This is a genomic window from Seleniivibrio sp., from assembly GCF_021209385.1.
GTDB lineage: Bacteria > Chrysiogenota > Deferribacteres > Deferribacterales > Geovibrionaceae > Seleniivibrio.
The window spans coordinates 37,637-58,387 of the sequence record NZ_JAJOIL010000023.1 but is presented as its reverse complement, the minus strand read 5'-3'; the positions used below and the strand labels follow the sequence as shown (position 1 = coordinate 58,387).

The following is a 20,751-nucleotide window of genomic DNA, read 5'->3' as shown; positions in this document are numbered from 1 at the left end:
AACAGCGGGAGATATAAAATGATAGTCTCAAGCGGCAGTACAGTAAACACGGATAGATACGATACTTCAAAAATGGATATCGACAACGACCATGGTTCTCTGGATCAGTCGGATTTCCTGAACCTGTTTGTAACACAGATGCAGAATCAGGATCCCACAGAGCCTATGGACAGTTCGCAGATGCTCCAGCAGACGGCGACCTTTTCGCAGGTTGAGAGCATGGCTACCATGAACGAGAATATGGAGAAGATACTTGATGTTATTTCCAATTCCTCTGTTCAGAACCAGATGGCTTCCGCTTCAAACTTTATCGGAAAAGTTATGGAGTATGAGGGCAACGATACTACCCTGACGTCGTCAGGTGCGGCAATCTCCTTTGAAGCTTCATCTATCCCGGCGAAGACCAGCGTAACTATACGCGATGAGGACGGTAAATACATCCGTACTCTTACCCCCTCCGTTACAGACACCGACAAAAAATTCCTTGTCTGGGACGGAACGGATGCGTCCGGCAACAAAATGGATACAGGTTCCTATACATTCTCCGTTAAGGCATATGATGCCGACGGCAAGGAGATAGAGGTTAAGACCTATTCAAACGGACAGGTCACCGGCGTTGCAACGGATTCTGGCAAACTTATTTATGAGGTCGACGGGACATACGAGGTGGCAGCCGAGGATGTCGTTTCCGTCAGAGATCTCACTAATTAACGAGGTGCGGTTATGATGCGATCACTTTACTCGGCCATCAGCGGTCTTGGTGTAAACCAGCAGGCGATGGACGTTCTGGGTAACAACATTTCAAACGTTAACACAATAGGTTATAAAGCTGGCAGAACCATATTTCAGGATATGCTGAGCCAGACGATATCAGGCGGTACGGCAGCCACCAGTTCTGTGGGAAGCACAAACCCCTCGCAGATAGGTCTCGGTTCCGTTCTTGCCACAGTTTCAAACATTTTTACAGACGGTACAAACAAGACCACTGATGTTGACACCGACCTTGCAATTCAGGGTGACGGTTTCTTCATTCTGGAAGGAAAATCGAACAACGAATTCCTTTACACCAGAGCGGGCGATTTCAACTTCGACTCTCTGGGCAATCTTGTTTCAGCCAGCGGCTACAGCGTTCAGGGCTGGATGGCAGATCCTGAAACAGGAGAGATAGTCACCGACACGAACACTGAAGATATCGTTGTCGGAACTGAGTATCAGGCTGTTGAAGCAAAAGCGACAACTGCGACCACGGTTGCAGGTATTCTCAGCACTGATGCGGATCCAAACGTTCTTGAGTTTCCCACTCTTCTGCACAGCGCGGAAGCGGGCAACAGCATATTTGCAGTTTACTCTGCAAACGGCGTGAAAATGGACGTTGCGGACGAAGAACCCATAAAAATAAAAGCTCATGCCACAGACATTACGGATATGAGCAATGTTTTCAACGATACGGACGTGAGCCTTGGTATAACATCTTCAGCAAATAACAGTCTTCTTGTTTATATCAACAACACAGCTGAAACCTTTACATACGGCACAGATTTCACAACGATGGGCGATCTTGCGAACGCACTTGAAACAAGGCTGAACACCATAGCAGGCGCGGCAGACTTCACAGTTTCAGTTGCAAACGGAAAGCTTAGCGTTGCCAAAACTGCGGCAGGCGGCGCAAACGTCACCATCAACTCTTTCAGCGGTTCCGCACGTCTTGCTGTGGCACTGTCCAACCTTGCGGGAACTTACGACGATACGTCTGATGTAAGAACCAGTGATCAGCTCTATTTTGAAAACACAGTATATGCCGGCAGGGATTTCACGACACTTTCTGAACTTGCTGCAGAGATAGAGGCATCCATTGACGGAAACGTCCTTAACGGTGCGGATTTCTCGGTTACATACGATAACACCACAGGTCAGTTCGTATATTCAAACACCGGAACGGGTACAGCTCCCGATCTGACAGGTTTTTCTTTTGATAAGGCATACAGCGGTACCGACTTTGAGCTTAACATGGTAGCAAGCGACCCGCTGACAGTTGCGAAAGGAGCCACAGGCAGAAGTATGACCTTCCTCAGAGAGGCAAAGGACTCCGACGCCCTTCTTAATCTTTACACAAGCAACGGTTCCTCTCTCGGTCTTACAAACGACGCGGTAATGCAGTTCACCTCAGGAATAGGCGGCGAAAACCTCACAGGAACAGGCAGTCAGGCTGTATATTCCGTGGGAACCGACGGTCTTGCGGGAACGACGGATGACGTTTACTACACGCTGCAGGATCTCAGGGTGGCGCTTGCCGATTACCTCGGCTATAACTCCTCTTCTGAATCCGAGCTTGCGCAGCACATCGGCAGTTTTGACGAAAACGCCGGAAAACTTGTGCTGACATCCAATTCTGGTATCCCCAACGAAATAGATTTTCTTAAGTTTGAGATACTCGGATCCGGAAACTACAGCAACTTCTACGACTACTATGACTATTCGACAACCCAGAACGCCACTGGCGGTGTTGTTACAACTTCACAGACCATCTATGATGCACAGGGTAACGAACACACTTTACAGTATAATTTCGAGATGGTGGATGCCATTGACAACCTCTGGAAGCTCACTGTGACCACGCCGGAGACAAATTCAACAGTTGAGTTCAACGAATCCAACGGCGGAAGTGTATACCTTCACTTCAACAACAACGGTTCGTTCAACTATATGGCAACAGAGGCGGGAACAAGGATTGCGTCCCTTACTGCAAACTTTGATCCTAATAACGGTGCAGGAGTTATCTCGGATATCTCAATTGACCTCGGAACACCCTCGATGTTCGACGGCGTATACCTTTCATCAGGTGACGGCGGTATAGAGAAAACAACTCAGGACGGTTACTCCACCGGCTCACTTGAGGACGTTCTCTTCAACACTGCGGGCGAGATAATCGGTTATTATTCAAATAGCCAGGTTGTAAAACTCGGTCAGATCGCTCTTGCGACTTTTACAAACCCCAACGGTCTGCTGAAAGTCGGCGATACAACATTTAAGTCAACAACCAGCTCCGGTGACGCATCTGTCGGAACACCAGGGACAGGCTCAAGGGGAGATATTGCGTCAGGTGCGCTTGAAAACTCCAACGTTGACCTTTCAAGCGAATTTGTAAACATGATCACCACGCAAAGAGGGTTCCAGGCGAACTCAAGGGTAATCACCACTTCGGATGAGATGCTTCAGGAGCTTCTTTCTCTGAAACGTTAATCAACTGACATAAAGGCTGCGGGTACTCACCCCGCAGCCCCCTTTTAATCACCATTTCACCATTATTTCTGTTGACTGCAATGGCTTACATCCTGTATCTTTATAATAATTATAAAACTGTCCTGAAAAAGCGGAAGACGTTAATTACATTTCGGAGAAGTTATGGACATAGCAACCATTGTCGGAATTCTGCTTGCATATTCTCTTGTTATTGCTGCGCTTCTGATGGGTGCGGGTATCGCCCCCTATATAGATATCCCTTCTGTTCTTATAGTTATCGGCGGTAACGCCGGCATTATTATGATGTGTGTCCCTCTGGGGACTTTCCTCTCTTTCGGCAAAGTGACGATGAAAACGTTCAAATATACTTTGGACGATGCCCCGAAACTTATCGGTCAGCTTGTCGAGTTCGCAGTTAAAGCAAGACGCGACGGCATCCTCTCTCTCGAATCCGCAGGCGACGAGGTTGGGGACGAGTTCCTTAAAAAAGGTATCAGGCTTGCGGTGGACGGCACAGAGCCGGAAGTTATAAAGGGCATCCTTGAAACAGAACTTAACTACATGTCGGAAAGGCATAAAACGGGAGCTAACCTGCTCGGTTTCATCGTGGATTACGGTCCTGCGATGGGTATGATCGGTACTCTGATCGGTCTTGTTGCGATGCTCCAGACCATGGACGACCCCAGCTCTATCGGTCCCGCGATGGCAGTTGCCCTGCTTACCACCTTTTACGGTGCGATGATGGCGAACCTTTTCGCCGGACCCCTTAAGGCAAAGCTGGAAGGACGCTCCGCTCAGGAGACCCTTATCAGAGAGATAATGATAGCAGGCATTATGGCGATACAGGCGGGTGACAACCCCCGTATCGTGGAGCAGAAGCTTAACGCTTACTTGGCTCCGAAGGAACGTAAATCTCAATTTGAGTGATATTTCCGGAGATTTTTCAAATGGGCGAAAAGAAGTGTCCCGAATGTAAACCTGGCTCTCCTCTTTGGATGTCAACCTTCACGGATATGAACCAGCTTCTGCTGACGTTCTTCATCCTGCTGCTCTCCATGGCGTCTATGGACCAGAGGAAGATTAAAGTTGCTCTCGGTTCTTTGCAGGGTTCTCTCGGCGTTCTTAAAGAAGGCTCACAGACGGAATATACCAAAGACGACATCATGTCGCGTCTGTCATTTGTGAAAAACGTTCAGTCCATGAAAAATAAATTAAGTGAAAACATAAAGACATATGCGCAGCAGGCAAACCTGCAGCAGAACATTACCGTTTCCGAATCCAAAAAAGGCGTCGCAGTACGCATCATGGATTCGGCATTATTCGCTCCCGGAACCGCAGATATAAAAACGGAGGCTTACCCGCTTCTGGATAAATTTGCAGCAGTTATTTCTGAATCGCCGTTCAACGTTGTTGTGGAAGGGCATACCGACGATCTGCCCATCACCACTGCTCAGTATCCCACAAACTGGGAACTTTCAACTGCGAGAGCTGTCAACGTTGTGAAGTATTTTGTAAACAAAGGTGTTGATGCGCAAAAGCTTTCCGCATCCGGCTACGGGTCGTACCATCCTGTTACACCAAACATTAGCCCCGAAAGCCGTGCGAAGAACAGGCGCGTTGAGATCAACTTTGTCAGCCCGGAATTGGCAGAGTCTAACAAAAATCTGTTTGATGCCGAGGAAGAGGCACAGGCGACACAAGGAGGAAAGTAATGGCCGCAGAAGAAGAAAAAACCGCTGAAGAGGGCGGAAAAAAGAAGAAAGGCGGGAAGCTTAAGCTTATTATAATAGTCGTAGTGCTGCTTATAATTCTGTTGGGAGGCGTTTTTCTCGGATATAAACTGTTTCTGGCGCCGAAAGACGCCACAGCTGAAGGAGAAATGCCGAAAAAAGAGGTCACAGCCGCTCCGACAAACGAAGTGGGAGTACTTTATCCTCTCGAAACCTTCATCGTCAACATGGCGGATAACGACGGTTCAAGATATCTGAAAGTTACAGTTCAGCTTGAGCTGGATAATACCGAAAAACTGAAAGAGGAACTGGATAAGCGCGTTCCGCAGCTTCGCGATGCGATACTCACCATTCTGTCTGCAAAAACTTATGAAGAGGTAAGCTCCGCACAGGGCAAGCTTATTCTTAAACAGGAAATACTCCGGAGGCTGAACTCTCTGCTTCCGTTCGGACAGATAACAAATATCTATTTCACAGAATTTGTGGCACAGTAGGAAATATGAAAGATACTCACATTGCCAAACATGAATTCGGAGAGGTTCTTTTCGACATTAAGGTCGAGCTCGGACGCAAGATGGTGAAAGTCCGCGAGCTTCTGGGCTGGGAAAAGGGAACCATACTGAAATTCAACAAAACGTCGGGCGAACCCGTGGATTTCCTTGTGAACGGAAAACCGCTGGCTCTTGGCGAAATAATGGTTCTGGATGACAAATTTGCCATCCGTATCACAGAGATACTGGACAAACAGAAACTTACCGAGATGTACAAGAATGGCATGTACCGTTAGATATCTCCTGACAGCGGTTCTGTTTCTGGTCAGTCTTACCGCCAACGCGGCGCATCTGACGTATGAGATAGACGACGCTGGTCTCAGGATACAGATAGATTTTGATCAGGGGTATTCCAACGTGAATACCCTTAAACTTGACAAGAGCTTCGTGGTCAGCTTTGAAACTCCTGAACCCATAGTGTTCCAGCAGGAGTTTTGGGATATGCCAGTGGAGAAGCTGTTTGTTACATCTGACGACACAAGAAAAAGGCTTATCACTGATTTTGCCGGAGAACTTGTGGTTCCGGAAATAGTCTCTCAGCCGAAACTGCTCAAGATAACCTACGCATTTCCGAAGATGCAGAAAACCGGCGATCCGGTTGTCGGTACGCAGGCCTATGCAAGAATGATATGGGGGCTGCTCATAATCCTTGCGGTGATGCTTGCAATCTTCTGGGCGTTCAGAAAATATTTCAAGAGACAGGTGTTCACCGACATACCCGGCACAGGAAGACTTCTGGGAAAAGCGGATATAGACCTGCGCAAAAGCCTTTATTTCTACGAAATTGACGACAAAATATACATTCTGGGAGTCACCGATACTTCCATGACACTCATCGAAAAGGTCACGGAAGAGGACGAAGTGACCCGTATCAAGGCGGGATTTACCAAGAAGACCGAATTTGTGAACTATATGAAGTTCTTCAAGAAAAACCCGGGAGTAAAAGACGAGGTGGAGATTTCCAGAAACTCCATTTCGGAGAGGTTGAAGTCATTAAGAAAGCGCTGATACTACTACCGTTACTTCTGATACCCTTCACAGGAGTTCTGGCGGCGGATCCGGTTCCGTTTCCAGCATTCCGTTTCGGCATGGAACAGGCGGCAACCCCGCAGGATGTTTCCGTCACTTTGCAGCTCGTATTCTTTCTGACGATAATTTCTCTTGCACCGTCGATACTTATACTAATGACATCGTTCACGCGCATAATAATTGTGTTCTCTCTGCTCAGAACTGCGATGGGTACCGCAACTGTGCCGCCCAGTCAGGTTCTGGTGGGGCTGGCACTTATTCTGACCTTTTACATCATGCAGCCTGTGTTCAACGAGGCATATACCAAGGGGTACCAGCCGTATATGGCGGGGCAGCTAACTTTTGGAGAGATGCTTACTCAGGCGAAACAGCCCCTTAGAAAATTTATGCTTAACAATACCAGAAAGAAGGACGTGCGAACCTTCATAGAAATAAGCAACCAGCCCAGACCGAAATCTGCGGCGGATATCCCCGACACAGTTCTGGTGGCGTCGTTTGTGGTGAGCGAGCTTACCACCGCCTTTCAGATGGGGTTCCTGATATTTCTGCCGTTTCTCATCATCGACTTTGTTGTGGCGAGCGTCCTGCTTGCCATGGGTATGATGATGCTTCCGCCTGCGATGGTTTCGCTGCCTTTTAAAATAATGTTGTTCATACTTGTTGACGGGTGGGGACTCATTGTTACGTCGCTCGTCAAAAGCTTCTGGTGATAACCTATGACACCCGATTTAGTAATCGACATGCTTACAAAAGCTTTGCAGCTTTCACTGCTGATCGCGTCGCCCATGCTCCTTTTCGGGCTTGTGATCGGTCTGATAATCAGTATCTTCCAGTCCGTTACGCAGATTCAGGAGATGACGCTTACCTTCATTCCTAAAATAATCGGCGTTATCGTGGCTGTTATGCTGTTCGCTCCATGGATGCTTGATCAGATAATGACATACACCATCCAGCTTTTCGGCAACCTTCATAACTATATAGGTAAGTGATATGAAACGTCTTCTGTTTTGCGTCCTGCTGTTTTCTTTCGGGGCTTATGCCGCAGAAAGGGCTGTGGTGCGGATGCCGGACACGCCTGATGATATGTATTCTTCCAGCCATGCGCTTGTGATCGGTGTTTCAGACTATAACGGCGGCTGGCCTAAACTGCCTGGCGTCAAGCAGGATGCGGATGCTGTTGCGGCTGCACTCACGGCGCAGGGATTTAATGTCAGACGTTCCGTAAATCCCACTGCGCAGGATATCAGAATTTCCGTTGATGACTTTATATCAAGATACGCTGATGATCCCAAAGCAAGAATACTCATATATTTCGCAGGACACGGACACACCATTGACGGCACAGGATATGTTGTCGGGCGGGATGCAAAAGACCCTGCGAAGGATTTGAGCGGTTTTAAAAAAGGCGCGCTTACAATAGATTATTTTGCATCAAGAGCAAAAACAATGGATTCCAGACATGGGCTTTTCGTTTTCGACAGCTGTTTTTCCGGTACGGTATTCAAGGCGCTCCGATCAATTCCTGATTTCAAAACAGAGATGCTTTCAAGACCCGCAAGGGAGTTCATTGCGTCGGGTACTGAGAATCAGCAGGTTCCCGACGACAGTGTGTTCCGTAAGCGTTTCATAGACGGTATCAGCGGTTATGCCGATGCAAACGGCGACGGGCTTGTGACAGGAAGCGAACTCGGACAGTTCGTGCAGAACGAGGTGTCGGACTATTCCGCCGGTACACAGACCCCCGTTTACGGCAAGCTGTCTGGTAACGACGGCGAATTCCTGTTTTTCAGAGGCAGAACGCAGCAGACAGTTTCCGCTCCAGCTCCCGCGTCGGACGGAGAGAAGGAACAGCTTCTTGCCGTGATACGCAGAAGCCCCGGTTCAATAGAGGCGAACAATGCCCTGAAAAGACTGCGCGAGATAGACGATTCACTGAAAAATCAGCCGCCTGTGACAGCTCCGGAACGAAAAGACAGAGTGACGACGGTTACGTCAACGGTTATCTATAACCGACCAGACAGAAATTATCCGTTTGTAGTGATAGCGCCTGTGACTGCATACGTCGGCGGACACAGAATAACAGCGGCTTTTTCTGTTGAGGCGGCAAACAGCAACGGATACAGAAATTTGCTGAACAGAAAAGAGATGCTCCGATCTGTAATGGGGCATAGAATAGAAGAGGCGGGGATATCACCGAACGACAGCATGACTGCTGTCAGGCAGAAGGTCAAAGATGCTGCCGCTAAAGGAATGAACTTTGCATGTCCTTCCTGCGGGCGCCATGCACCTGTTCTTAAAGGCTTGATGATAAGGTAGTTTTAGGTACAACGTGAGACAGGTTTTCAACGCTTTCCCATGGGTACTGCCGCAGGAACACGAACTGGTACAGAAACTGTATTTCAGATACGGCAGACTGCGCAAACTTTCAAAAAATGCGATACTTAAATGCGGCGGCGAGTGCAACAAACTTTTTTATCTTAAAAAAGGACTTTGCATGTACATGGTCAACTATGACAGGGAAAAACCAAGGGTACTCGCGCTGATCCCTCCCGGACGTGCTATGGGCGATCTGACCTGCCTTTCCGGTGAAATTGTCAATGTCACTACAGTCGCTAAACGCGAATCGGAAATACTTGTTCTTCCGCCCGATATCCTGAAAACACACATGCGAAGCAGCGTTGAACTTATGGACGCAGTTCTTAAAACCACCATCGCAAAGCAGGAAAGTCATATTGAGGGGATGATAGCAAACTTTACGCTCACCCCCGAAGACAGGCTCAAAACTCTTTTTAAATCAATGATATGCTCAAGCGGTATTGAACCGGAAGGAATGGTTAGACTGCCTCTTAAACTGAGCCATGAAGAACTTGGAATGGTGGTGAGCACAACCAGAGTGACAGTGAGCAGAATCATATCAAAATGGATAGAGGCTGATTTAATAAAAAAAGACGGCCGAAGTTTTGTCATAAATTGTGTTTTGTTCACAGGACTTTATGATTGGCATAATAAATAGTAATAACAACTATCACACATTTTTCTGAAAATTCGTAACACCGTATACATTTTCCGTTTTTTTCATCTGTTAGCCTATTGATAAGAGCAGGGCAAATTTTCCCTGCCATTTAGGAGGTTACAGATGAGTGGATTTCGTAAATTCTTTCTCACATTGTTCTCACTTATGTTTTGTGTTTCCACCGCATTTGCAGACAAAACAATGTCTGCCGATGTTGTAGTTGTCGGAGGTGGAGGATCCGGCACTGCCGCGGCATATTCAGCGGCACAGTCAGGCGCGAAAAGCGTAATAGTTCTTGAAAAACAACCGTCTCCCGGCGGTACCGGAAAATTTTCGGAAGGTATTTTCGGCGCTGAAAGTAAGATGCAGCAGGAACGCAATATCGTTCTTTTGAAAGACGACGCATTCAAAATGATCATGAACTACAGCCACTGGCGCGCAAATGCCAAACTTGTCAGGGCGTTCGTAAACAAATCACCGGAAACCATAGACTGGCTTGAGGCTCAGGGTGTGGAATTTCAGGAGCTTACTGCCAACTATCCCGGCGGTCTTCAGTCATGGCACATTTTTAAAGGCAGAGGCAAAACCATGCTCGAAACTCTGCGTGCGAAATTTCCGCAGCTTAATATCACACTGCTCAGCGAAACAGCAGGCAAAAGCATTATCATGAAAGATGGAAAAGCGGCAGGCGTTATTGCCGAAGACGTTGAAGGCGAAAAGGTCATTATCAACGCAAAAGCTGTTGTAATAGCCACAGGCGGATTCCTTAACAACAAGGAAATGCTGAAAAAATATACCAGATTTCCCGATATCGTTCCGGTCGGAAACGTCGGGAAGACAGGCGACGGCATACAGATGATGATAGATGCAGGTGCCGCACTGGAAGGTACGGAAGTTGTTCAGTCATACAGACCAGGTATGCCCGGGGAGGCGACAGATTCTCAGCTTATCGCCACAGCACGCCAGCCTTATCTTTGGGTTGATCCACACGGCGAGAGATTTTGTGATGAGATGATTATTTTCCAATGGCCTTTCGCAGGAAACGCACTTGAGCGCATCGGCGGTCTTATGTATGCGGTTTTCGATACAAACACCAAAAATTATATGATGCAGCAGGGGCTTGATGTAGGTGTCGGTGTTATGGTTCCCGTTAAAACAAAGCTGACCAAACTGGATGCCGAGCTTGACAGAGGTATCAAACAGGGAATCGCTTATTCAGGAAAGACAATCGAAGAACTTGCTCAGAAAATGGGTGCTGATCCCAAAGTGTTGAGAGCAACGATTGAGAGATACAACACTTTTGCAGAGAAGAAACACGATGACGACTTTGCAAAAGATCCCAAATACATTCAGGCAGTTGCAAAAGGTCCCTTCTATGCGGTCAAATCCATGCCTACGGCACTTGGAACACTTGGCGGTGCGAAAGTTACCGAAAATCTTCAGGTTGTCGGAACAAACGGAAAAGTCATAGACGGTCTTTATGCGGTGGGAAATGATGCCGGCGGTATGTACGGAGACAGCTATGACCTGCTTATGGCTGGCAGTACGATAGGCTTTGCTGTGAACTCAGGCAGAATCGCAGGGGAACACGCTGGCAAATATATTTCAACCGTTAAATAGCTGGTTGGGGGGACCATTGGGAGCGGAGAGTTCCGCTCCCTCTGTTTATAGGAGAAAAAAATGAAAAAAGCATTTTTTACTGTTATTTGTATCATGGTCTTTTCTTTTATCTGTTCAATTGCCATAGCTGGGTCGGGTGACCTAAGAGGCGCGCACAAAGACAGAGGGATTGCCTGCGAAGACTGCCATGGGACAAAAACTCCCGAAAAGAAAGCTCCTGCGTCCGTGTGTAAAACCTGCCATGCCGACCATAGAGGGGAGATAAAAACATATAAGAACAACGGACACGAAGTTAAGGTCAATCCTCATGATTCGCATCAGGGTGAACTTAGATGCACCCTTTGCCACAGCATCCATGAGCCTTCAAAGCTGTATTGCAATCAGGATGGCTGTCACGCATTTGAAAATAACATGAACGTGAAATGACATGAGACCAACCGAAAAAAGATTTAAACCTCTTTTTGCGGTAATGCTCTTTGTTTCCGCCGGAACTGCTGCCGCCGGACCGTTTCTGCCTGTCTACTGGGCAGCGAATATAAGCGGTTCGGTGGGGCTGGCATGGGTCATGGCAGGTTATGCCGCTGCGAAAATAGTTTCAGGTTATCTCGGAGGGCGATATGCAGGGAGGTTCGGAAGCGGTCAATTTATTCGCCTCGGGTGTTATTTCTGTCTGGCGGCATCAATCGGTTATCTGGTTGCACCAGTCTCTGTCGGCTGGATGTTACTTTGCCAGCTGCTGTATGGAGCGGGAGCGGGGCTGGTTCGTCCGATGGCAATGGCGGGAATAGGGGAAAAGTGTCCCGAAAATAAGATGGGAAGGTTTTTCGGCGGATTTGAAACCGTCTTCTACTTCGCTCTGGCAACGGGACCTGCGATAGGCGGGTTTATAGCTGAAAGATACGGTGCGAGCGCTCTTTTTGCCTTTGTTGCGGCGGTGAACACAGCCGCAATTGTTGCTTCATTATTTACGGATGACAGCGTACAGGAAAGAAGACCTGTTCCGTGTGAACTTTCTTCGGCACACAAAAGTATGATGATATACATTTTTACACGCACTTTCGGTATTTCAGCCGTTTCTGTTTTTCTTCCAGTATTCCTGTCTGCGTCGTTTAATATGACAGCTGACAGAATCGGACTAGCCATGGCGGTCATGTGCGCGATTTCAGCTCTATGTATGCCTTTGTGCGGGTATCTGACCGACAGATACGACAAACTGCTTATCATGACGGTTTCTTCGCTTGCGGTGTCGCTTCTGATTGTTGTGCTGGTCTTTTCCGCATCTGATGTCCTGTTCTGGACGCTTATGGCAGGGGTCGGTTTTTTCTCTTCACTTTCAAAGACATCGTCAATAGCGCTTACAGTAGGGATATCAAAGGGCAACGAAGCTTATGTGCTGGGGATGTATAATACATGCATCAATATCAGTTTCGCCGTTTCGTCATTTATCGGTGGCATATTGCTCGGACACAAATGGTTTGGAGTAGAGTCGGTTTTTATCATTTTCGGACTGGCAGGCATAGCGGGAACTCTTTTCACATGCGGCACTTTTGTCGGTAACGGAAGAAAAATACGTTCGATGGAGGCTTAGTTCTTTTTCTTTTCCACCAGATATTTTGCGATGGATTTTCTTTCGCCGCCGCTTATTTCCAATCCGAAATTTTCCATCCTTTTGATGGTGTCAAGCCACTGTTCATAAGTCTTTTTCTTTTCCAGTGCAAGCTGTGAGCCGTGACATCTTGAACATTTGGAAAGAAACAGTTCATCGGCAGGAGTTTTCGGTTCGGAACCGCAGGATACGCAAAGTACGGCTGAAAACATCGCAAGCAAAAAAACTTTCATTTTTCTCCTCTTTTGATGGATTTGATATACTCTGTTGTTTCGGCAGATGCACCGTCGGATACGATTCTGGCGGTTATCTCGTCGTTATATTTCATGGCACTCACAGTGTAGTTGTGACTGCCTATATAGGTTATTTTACCATCAATTACGGTGGTTTTGGCATGAAGACGTTTCTTTTTCGAGTCGTAGACCACTTTTATTCCCGCTTGTTTCAGCTCGTCTCCCGTTTCGCGGTTTATTTTTCCCGTGATGTCTTTGCTGTTGGAATCATCCATTACGACGTAAACTTTCACACCGCTTTTCGCCGCTTTTATGAGTGCCTGCTTGATTATCTCGGTGTCGCCGGGTTTGAAATCCGACGTTTTGAACATGTATATAGCCATATAGATGGACTGTTTAGCGTTCGATATGTCGTGTACGAACACTGGGAGCAGTTCTTCATTGGTCAGGATAGACACTGTGGATTCATATTCCTTTATGTCCGCCTTCAGGTTTGTATATACGAACAGGGAGACAAATATGGCGAGTATTGAAAATAGTTTAAGCCATAACTTCCTGTATTTTCTTCCAAACATCATCTTTTCCTTTTCCTGTGAGTGAGCTGAAAAGCACAAAGGATTCACGTGGCAGATTAAGCTGTTTGCTGATGGCTGCGAGTCTGCTTGCGTTCTGGTTGTTTGACAGTTTGTCGCACTTTGTCAGTGCGATTATTGTTCTGATATTGTAGTGGCTGAACCAGAACAGCATTCCAAGGTCGTCCTCGTTGGGGTCGCGGCGTATATCAAGAATGAGTACGCAGGTGGTAAGCTGACGGCGTTCTGTGAGGTAGTTTTCAATAGTTTCCGCCCATTGCTTTTTTTCTTCTTTGGAAACCTTCGCATAACCGTAGCCGGGCAGGTCAACCAGCATAATGCTGTCCTGCACAAGAAAAAAGTTAACCAGACGGGTTTTACCGGGTGTTTTGCCGACCTTTACCAGTTTGCGGGTTCCTAGCAGTGTGTTTATCATGCTGGATTTGCCTACGTTGCTTCGCCCGCAGAATGCGACTTCAGGAAATTCCGTCAGAGGGTAACCTTTAGGTTCTTTCGCAGAAGTTATAAATTCAGCCTTCATGTATTACTCCTATTTCGTGGAGGAAATCCATTGTGCCGAAATCGAAATCGAACGAAAATCCGGCTGCGTTCTTATGTCCGCCTCCGCCGTTCTGTTCCGCCAGTTTCCGCACGTCCACAGCGGGGCGGGAACGGAGAGACACCTTGCGCCTCTGCATATTTATGATAATGACGTAATCCATTTCAAGGTCTTTTATTATATGGTTGCCGAGTTCCGAGCTGTATTCTTCCGCAAAAACAACGAAGAAATCCAGCCCTTGTATATCTTTCATGGAAAATCCGGATTTTGATGCGGAGTGGATATATTTATCTCTGCGTTCAGTCTCAAGTTCAACTATAATCTGTTCGTCGCTGTTGAACCCGTTGTACGGTCTGCGGGAGAATCTTTCCATATAACGCTCAACGCCCAGTTTCATGAACAGCATATTCATCTGTAGACTGTCCTTGCGTTTCAGGTGCCACATATCAAAATCGTTTACGCACTCCGCAAGTTCTCTGTATGGTTCAACATCCTTTCCCATGTCTTTCAGCCATTCAAAAGTAAGCAGAGTTGCGGATTTTTTAATGTTATGGACACACTCGGTCATTTCTGTGAGCCATACGGAGGATTCGTGGTGGTCGATGATTATCATCTCTATTTCGCCCAGAAGTCTTTCAAAAGCCCGCTTGCCGGGTGACATATCGGTTATGAGTATTCTTTCGTACTCGGAGGTATTAACCTCCGCGAGTATCTGGTCTATCTCGTTATAATTACAAAAAATGTTGTCAACTTCCCGCAGAAATTTTTTTGTGAGAACGCCGCATGTAACGCCGTCCAAATCGTTGTGTGAAATGTGTAATAGCATCTATTCCCCGATTATCTTAACAAGAACTCTTTTCTTTCTTCTGCCGTCAAACTCGCCGTAGAAGATGCTCTCCCACGGTCCGAAATCAAGCTTTCCCTCAGTAACAGCGACTACGACCTCGCGTCCCATTATCTGGCGTTTGTGGTGTGCGTCCCCGTTGTCTTCGCCGGTGCGGTTGTGTCTGTAAAGGCTTAAGGGTTCGTGGGGAGCCAGTTTTTCCAACCAGTCCTTATAGTCCTGATGGAGTCCTGACTCATTATCGTTTATAAAGACCGATGCGGTGATGTGCATGGCGTTCACCAGACACAGCCCCTCTTTAATACCGCTTTCGCGGAGGCATTCCTCCACATCGCGGGTTATGTTCACAAATTCCATCCTTGCGGACGTGTTGAACCATAATTCCTTTCTATATGACTTCATAGTTATAAACTAACAGGAATCTTTTATTATTGAAAGGTTATTTTCTGAAAAACAGGTTCAGTATGATGGTAATGATCACGCTCACGACTATCGAAGTAACTATGGGGAAATGGAAGGAGAAATTCTCCCTGCGGATGTTGATATCTCCGGGGAGCCTGCCCAGATTTATACCGCCAAATTTTGACAGCAGGAGCACCACTGCTCCTGCCGCCGCGATTACTATACCCGTAATTATTAGAAATCTTGCAATATCGTTTGTCTGCAAGGTTTTATACGCCTATCTGGTAATACTCAAACCCATTCTCCGCCAGTTTCTCTTTTTTGTACTGGTTGCGTCCGTCGAAGATAACGGGGTTTATGAGTGATTTTTTTATTTCTTCAAAATCGGGGCTTCTGAACTCTTTCCACTCGGTTATGAGTATCATGGCGTCGGCACCCTGAAGAGCTGTATATTTGCTGTCAACATATTCAACCGCGTCGTTGCCTTTCAGATAGCATACCTTAGCCTCATGAATAGCTTTGGGATCGTATGCTTTTATCTTTGCACCCAGAGCGGTCAGTTCGTTGATAATGGTGATTGAAGCTGCCTCACGCATGTCGTCTGTTTCCGGTTTGAAAGAGAGACCCCAAACGGCGAATGTTTTACCTTTAAGGTCGCTTCCGAAACGTTTGATGACCTTCTGAACTATGACCTTTTTCTGAGCGTAGTTCACGTCTTCGACAGCATTGAGTATCTTGGGTTCATACCCGTTGTTCTTCGCAGTGCGTATGAGCGCCTGTACGTCTTTGGGGAAACAGCTGCCGCCGTATCCGCATCCGGGATAGATGAAGCTGTAGCCGATTCTGGAATCGCTGCCTATGCCGCGTCGCACTTTGTTAACGTCTGCGCCCACTTTTTCGCATATGTTTGATATCTCGTTGATGAAGGATATCTTTGTTGCGAGCATTGCGTTTGCCGCATATTTTGTCATTTCCGCGGAACGGATGTCCATGTCGATGAATCTTTCGTGGTTGACTGTGAAGGGTGCGTAGAGTTCGCGCATAACATCAAGCGCTTCGTTGCTGTCTGCACCGACAACAACTCTGTCGGGTTTCATAAAGTCCGATACCGCCGCGCCCTCTTTAAGGAATTCGGGGTTTGATATAACATCGAAAGTCAGGCTGCTTCCGCGTTTTTTCAGCGCAGCGGAAACGGTTTCGCGCACTTTGTCCGCCGTGCCGACTGGAACGGTTGATTTGTCTATGATGTACATGTGTTTATCCATGTACTGACCGATGCTGTCCGCAACGCGCAGGACGTATTGAAGATCGGCGCTTCCGTCTTCCCCCATGGGTGTTCCCACGGCGATGAAGCAGATGTTCGATTTTACAAGTGCCTCTTCAATCTTTGTGGTGAAAGAGAGGTCGCCTGATTTCACATTGTTCAGAACGATGGTGTCAAGTCCCGGTTCATATATCGGGATTATCCCGTTTTTGAGGTTTTAATCTTTTTTTTCGTCAATATCGACACAGATGACTCTGTTGCCCATTTCCGCAAAACATGCCCCTGTGACCAGTCCGACATATCCTGTCCCTATAACAGAAATATTCATTTAATGTCTCCTTGTTTTCTCAAGAGTTCTTCAAAATACTTTATTGTGTGTTTAAGTCCTTCCTCAAGCTGTACCTTCGGTTCCCAATTCAGCTCCGTTTTCGCAAGGGTGATATCTGGCTTTCTCTGCATGGGGTCATCCTGCGGCAGAGGCTGGAATACGAGCTTGCTCTTGCTGCCTACCATATCTATGACCTTCTGCGCAAGTTGTAAAATTGTAAACTCGCCTGGGTTACCGAGGTTAACGGGTCCGGTCAAGCCCTCTCTTGAGTTCATCATACGGATGAAACCTTCGATGAGGTCGTCGCAAAAGCAGAAGCTTCTTGTCTGGCTTCCGGTTCCGTATATTGTTATGTCCTCATTTTTGAGTGCCTGAACGATGAAATTGCTCACCACTCGTCCGTCGTTGGGGTGCATTCTGGGACCATAGGTGTTGAAGATGCGCACAACTTTTATGTCAACTTTGTGCTGGCGGTTATAATCGAAAAAGAGAGTTTCCGCACAGCGTTTTCCTTCGTCGTAGCACGCTCTGATGCCTATGGGGTTTACAGCGCCGCGATACGTTTCAGGCTGGGGGTGAATTTCCGGATCGCCGTATACTTCTGAAGTTGAAGCCTGAAATATCCTTACCTTGAGTCTTTTGGCAAGACCCAGCATGTTTATGGCACCCATTACAGACGTTTTGGTTGTCTGTACCGGGTCAAACTGGTAATGCACAGGGCTTGCAGGGCAGGCAAGGTTGTATATCTCGTCCACTTCCACATAGAGCGGGAAAGTGATGTCGTGGCGGAGAATTTCAAAGTTTTTATTATCTAGAAGATGTTTTACGTTATCCCTTCTTCCGGTGAAGAAGTTGTCTACACACAGAACCTCGTGTCCGTCTTTAAGGAGTCTGTCGCAAAGATGGCTGCCAAGGAAACCGGAGCCGCCGGTGACAAGTATTCTTTTCATGTACCCTTCCGTATTAAAGTATAAAAAAATATCTTAGCATAAACAGCAGAGATAAAAAAGAGGCGAAAAAAAAGGGCTGGTGAAAAACACCAACCCTCCATAGTCGTTGATATTTTTATCAGGAATATTTGTAGCGACCTGTTTCTTCCTCAAGCACATGCCCGTCGGTGCTGAGTTCCGTACTCATCTCCGCCAGAACCGACGTTGCCTGAGTTATTTCGTCTATGCCCACGGAAACGTTCTGTATCGCCTGTTCCATCTGGGAAATTGCCGCCGCCTGTTCCTGTACAGCGGAAACAACCTGCGATATGTTGTCAGATGTCAGGATTGAGTTATTTTTCGTAAGCTGAGCCATCTCTTTCAGGTTGCCCATGAAATCCGAGATGCCGCTTATCATGTTGATGTTCTTTTCAACGTTTTTAACTGCGCTTTCGACCTGTTTGTTGTTCTGGTTGATTATGTCTGATATTTCTTTTACGGACGATACCGTTCTTTCCGCCAGCTTACGCACTTCGTCCGCGACAACTGCGAAACCTCTGCCGGCTTCGCCCGCTCTTGCCGCTTCTATTGCGGCGTTAAGGGAAAGCAGGTTGGTCTGGTCGGCGATATCGTTTATCAGTCCCAGTATATCGTACATGGATTCCGAGTTGCTTTTCAGGGTATTTATATTATCTATGAGCGATTTACTTGATATGACCATTTCCCCTGCCAGTTTTTCGCCCTCCTGTGTCTTATGTTCGGAGTTTTCGGCATATTCACGGCTCTGTTTTGCCAGATTTTCAGTTTCGGTCACTTTCGCCGCAACGTCCTCAACGCCTGCGTTGATCTGGTGCATGGCTGTTGATATCTGGGAAACTTCCTGATTCTGCTGGGTTATGTTTGCGCCAAGCTCTTCTGTGGAAGATGAAAGCGTTGTGGAACCGAGATTCAGTTTATCCGCTGTCTCTCTGATGCTTTTCAGAGAGCGGGCTAGTTTAATGAGCATTGCCGAATTATATTGAGTGAGTTTTGAAAATTCATTACCGGATTTGAGTTCTTTCGCATAGTAACTGCAGTCGTCGCATGATTTTAATTCCCCGTTTTTCAGCTTTTCACATTGAATTTCCATGCCGAAGTTCGGTGCCTCGCTTCCGACGGTCAGATAACACGGTTCACCCTGAATTCCGTATGCGGAGCAGTTCTTGTCGTTGCAGTGCATGTGGTCGGAACAGCAGGAGCTGAATCCGTGTGTTCCGGTGTATTTCAGGTCGCCTTTGGCAACGCTTACGAAAGAACTCAGCATTTTTTCAATGTTTCCTTTGAACAGCCTGACTGTAAGAGCAGTCGAAAGGAGAAGAACCATAAGTCCGCCGATGCTGATTAGGGCGATGTTCCTCTCAACCATGCGGAATGATGCAAAGAGTTCATTGACCTCATATCCTGCGGCGAGTATCCACTTATTGTCCGGCAGGTTGGAATAGTCCACAACCTTTGTTTTGCCGTTGAAATCATATGTTATGGAGCCGTTTTTGTTTTCCAGCATGGTTTTTATGAAATCATAATTGGTTATACTGGTGCCGATAAGCTGGTGATTAACATGAAATAAAACGTTGCCGGTTTCGTCCATAATGAAGAAATATCCGTTTTCACCCAGTTTGTTTGAATCCACAAATTTACTTATCTGCGAATATTTTGCACTTTCTGTAACATCGCTGGCAAGCACTTCTGCGACGTAATACTTGAGAATGCGGTTCATTTCTGCCGAACGCATCTGGGCTATACCTTCGGCATTAATATTGTTGTAGTAGCGCGTCATCATTATTATGACCGCAAAGATAAGAATAGAGATAAACGTGATAGGCAGCAGAAGCTGCGCGGACACGCTTATCCTGCGTGTGAAACTGCTCATTTTTGCCTCCAAATCAAAATATCCGGTGCGAACGTCTTAAAAACGTTTATCAATAAAAAAAGAGGCGTAGGTTGTGTATGAATATTCAGCAATGGTGAAAAATAAATTGCCGAACTATGTTTAATAATAATGTCATATATACAATTATATTGTCAAACGGAAAATATTTGAACGAACAATGGATATTAATTAGTTAACTAAGAGTGTGACGTTATTGAGTTTATCTTTTTATTTATCTGTCTGATATATCGGTCCTCTTCACTGTATATGCACCCGCAGTAGGGCTGTCGGTACATGTTGCGTTCCTTTGAGCAGTCTATGCCTTTCTGCCACCCTTCGCGGAAGTCATGATAGAAAAAATCTATGGCAAAACGCATGGATATTTCCTGAGCGATTTTTTTCATGAGTTCGTGGTTCTGGTACCTGCTGTAGAACAGGGTGCTGGTGAACGCGTGGAAACCTTCCTCTTTTGCTTTTTTTGCAGCAGCTTCCAGCCGAATGGCGTAGCAATATGCGCAACGATTCGCTATGTCCTGGGCAACGTTCTTTGTGAACTCCTGAACACCGTATACATTGTCGGCGAACAGAGGGATATTCTCCTCTCTGTTAAACTGTGCGAGAGTCTCAAATCTCTTGAAATATTCGGTCACGGGGTGGATGTTCGGGTTGAACCAGTAACCCGCGATGCTGTGTCCCATGCCCTTTAATATTTCCACAGGGTAAACGGAACAGGGGCCGCAGCACTGATGCAGGAGTATATTCATCACATGCTCACTTCAGACGGATTCTTCAATTTTTTGGGCATATCGGCGGGGTTGAGACAGATTTTTTTCACACTGATCTCCGTAGAAACTTTCAGCGATTTTAATTGATTTCCTGGTTTAATTCAATAGAGTTCGAGGTCGTTTTCATGTTATTTTAT

General features: G+C 46.7%; 23 protein-coding genes and 1 pseudogene. 14 read left to right on the top strand and 10 right to left on the bottom strand.

Annotated elements, in window-relative coordinates; genetic code table 11:
- Positions 1–18: 18 nt before the first annotated feature.
- From LRY47_RS07150 to LRY47_RS07085, 14 genes are all read left to right on the top strand, one after another.
- Complete coding sequence (locus LRY47_RS07150; protein WP_295223732.1) at positions 19–711, top strand: flagellar hook capping FlgD N-terminal domain-containing protein; 693 nt, start codon at positions 19–21, stop codon at positions 709–711.
- A gap of 12 nt (positions 712–723) precedes the next feature.
- Complete coding sequence (locus LRY47_RS07145; RefSeq protein ID WP_295223731.1) at positions 724–3,240, top strand: flagellar hook-basal body complex protein; 2,517 nt, start codon at positions 724–726, stop codon at positions 3,238–3,240.
- 162 nt (positions 3,241–3,402) lie between these two features.
- A complete protein-coding gene (locus tag LRY47_RS07140) occupies positions 3,403–4,167 on the top strand; it encodes a MotA/TolQ/ExbB proton channel family protein (protein ID WP_295223730.1) in 765 nt (254 codons plus the stop codon).
- A 20-nt stretch (positions 4,168–4,187) separates the two neighbouring features.
- Positions 4,188–4,952 (top strand): OmpA family protein, encoded by a 765-nt coding sequence (locus tag LRY47_RS07135; protein ID WP_295223729.1) that lies wholly within the window; start codon positions 4,188–4,190, stop codon positions 4,950–4,952.
- A complete protein-coding gene (locus LRY47_RS07130) occupies positions 4,952–5,464 on the top strand; it encodes a flagellar basal body-associated FliL family protein (protein ID WP_295223728.1) in 513 nt (170 codons plus the stop codon). Before LRY47_RS07135 ends, LRY47_RS07130 begins: the two co-directional genes overlap by 1 nt.
- Positions 5,465–5,469: 5 nt before the next feature.
- On the top strand, positions 5,470–5,757 hold the full coding sequence (locus LRY47_RS07125) for a FliM/FliN family flagellar motor C-terminal domain-containing protein (RefSeq protein ID WP_295223727.1): 288 nt from the start codon (positions 5,470–5,472) through the stop codon (positions 5,755–5,757).
- Positions 5,741–6,529, top strand: coding sequence for a flagellar biosynthetic protein FliO (locus tag LRY47_RS07120; protein WP_295223726.1), 789 nt, complete (start codon positions 5,741–5,743; stop codon positions 6,527–6,529). The genes LRY47_RS07125 and LRY47_RS07120 overlap by 17 nt, the downstream gene beginning before the upstream one ends.
- Before the next feature lie 80 nt (positions 6,530–6,609).
- A complete protein-coding gene (gene fliP / locus LRY47_RS07115) occupies positions 6,610–7,260 on the top strand; it encodes a flagellar type III secretion system pore protein FliP (protein ID WP_295223725.1) in 651 nt (216 codons plus the stop codon).
- A 6-nt stretch (positions 7,261–7,266) separates the two neighbouring features.
- On the top strand, positions 7,267–7,539 hold the full coding sequence (gene fliQ, locus LRY47_RS07110) for a flagellar biosynthesis protein FliQ (RefSeq protein WP_295223724.1): 273 nt from the start codon (positions 7,267–7,269) through the stop codon (positions 7,537–7,539).
- 1 nt (position 7,540) lies between these two features.
- Complete coding sequence (locus tag LRY47_RS07105) at positions 7,541–8,866, top strand: caspase family protein (RefSeq protein ID WP_295223723.1); 1,326 nt, start codon at positions 7,541–7,543, stop codon at positions 8,864–8,866.
- Positions 8,867–8,879: 13 nt separating this feature from the next.
- Positions 8,880–9,563: a Crp/Fnr family transcriptional regulator gene (locus tag LRY47_RS07100; RefSeq protein WP_295223721.1), complete on the top strand. Its 684-nt coding sequence runs from the start codon at positions 8,880–8,882 to the stop codon at positions 9,561–9,563.
- A gap of 123 nt (positions 9,564–9,686) precedes the next feature.
- Positions 9,687–11,183, top strand: coding sequence for an FAD-dependent oxidoreductase (locus LRY47_RS07095; protein WP_295223719.1), 1,497 nt, complete (start codon positions 9,687–9,689; stop codon positions 11,181–11,183).
- Positions 11,184–11,243: 60 nt separating this feature from the next.
- Entirely contained in the window at positions 11,244–11,609 is a 366-nt protein-coding gene (locus LRY47_RS07090; RefSeq protein WP_295223717.1) for a cytochrome c3 family protein, read from the top strand.
- Between the two features lies 1 nt (position 11,610).
- Positions 11,611–12,771, top strand: a complete 1,161-nt coding sequence (locus LRY47_RS07085) for an MFS transporter (protein ID WP_295223716.1) — start codon at positions 11,611–11,613, stop codon at positions 12,769–12,771.
- Here the strand turns inward: LRY47_RS07085 and LRY47_RS07080 are convergent.
- The 10 genes and pseudogenes from LRY47_RS07080 to LRY47_RS07035 all read right to left on the bottom strand — a co-directional run bounded on the left by LRY47_RS07080 (position 12,768) and on the right by LRY47_RS07035 (position 20,593).
- On the bottom strand, positions 12,768–13,022 hold the full coding sequence (locus LRY47_RS07080) for a hypothetical protein (RefSeq protein WP_295223714.1): 255 nt from the start codon (positions 13,020–13,022) through the stop codon (positions 12,768–12,770). The two genes, LRY47_RS07085 and LRY47_RS07080, sit on opposite strands and share 4 nt — an antisense overlap.
- Positions 13,019–13,597 (bottom strand): phospholipase D-like domain-containing protein, encoded by a 579-nt coding sequence (locus LRY47_RS07075; RefSeq protein ID WP_295223713.1) that lies wholly within the window; start codon positions 13,595–13,597, stop codon positions 13,019–13,021. Before LRY47_RS07075 ends, LRY47_RS07080 begins: the two co-directional genes overlap by 4 nt.
- On the bottom strand, positions 13,563–14,135 hold the full coding sequence (gene yihA, locus LRY47_RS07070; RefSeq protein WP_295223706.1) for a ribosome biogenesis GTP-binding protein YihA/YsxC: 573 nt from the start codon (positions 14,133–14,135) through the stop codon (positions 13,563–13,565). The genes LRY47_RS07075 and yihA overlap by 35 nt, the downstream gene beginning before the upstream one ends.
- Complete coding sequence (locus tag LRY47_RS07065) at positions 14,125–14,979, bottom strand: DHHA1 domain-containing protein (protein ID WP_295223705.1); 855 nt, start codon at positions 14,977–14,979, stop codon at positions 14,125–14,127. The genes yihA and LRY47_RS07065 overlap by 11 nt, the downstream gene beginning before the upstream one ends.
- Positions 14,980–15,399, bottom strand: coding sequence for a secondary thiamine-phosphate synthase enzyme YjbQ (locus LRY47_RS07060; RefSeq protein ID WP_295223704.1), 420 nt, complete (start codon positions 15,397–15,399; stop codon positions 14,980–14,982).
- 37 nt (positions 15,400–15,436) lie between these two features.
- Positions 15,437–15,664, bottom strand: coding sequence for a DUF2905 domain-containing protein (locus tag LRY47_RS07055; protein WP_295223703.1), 228 nt, complete (start codon positions 15,662–15,664; stop codon positions 15,437–15,439).
- Positions 15,665–15,668: 4 nt separating this feature from the next.
- Positions 15,669–16,991 (bottom strand): annotated as a pseudogene (locus LRY47_RS07050) (UDP-glucose/GDP-mannose dehydrogenase family protein).
- Positions 16,988–17,941 (bottom strand): UDP-glucuronic acid decarboxylase family protein, encoded by a 954-nt coding sequence (locus LRY47_RS07045; RefSeq protein ID WP_295223702.1) that lies wholly within the window; start codon positions 17,939–17,941, stop codon positions 16,988–16,990. Before LRY47_RS07045 ends, LRY47_RS07050 begins: the two are co-directional and overlap by 4 nt.
- A gap of 118 nt (positions 17,942–18,059) precedes the next feature.
- Positions 18,060–19,829 (bottom strand): methyl-accepting chemotaxis protein, encoded by a 1,770-nt coding sequence (locus tag LRY47_RS07040; RefSeq protein WP_295223701.1) that lies wholly within the window; start codon positions 19,827–19,829, stop codon positions 18,060–18,062.
- Between the two features lie 197 nt (positions 19,830–20,026).
- Entirely contained in the window at positions 20,027–20,593 is a 567-nt protein-coding gene (locus LRY47_RS07035) for an epoxyqueuosine reductase QueH (protein ID WP_295223699.1), read from the bottom strand.
- Positions 20,594–20,751: the final 158 nt, after the last annotated feature.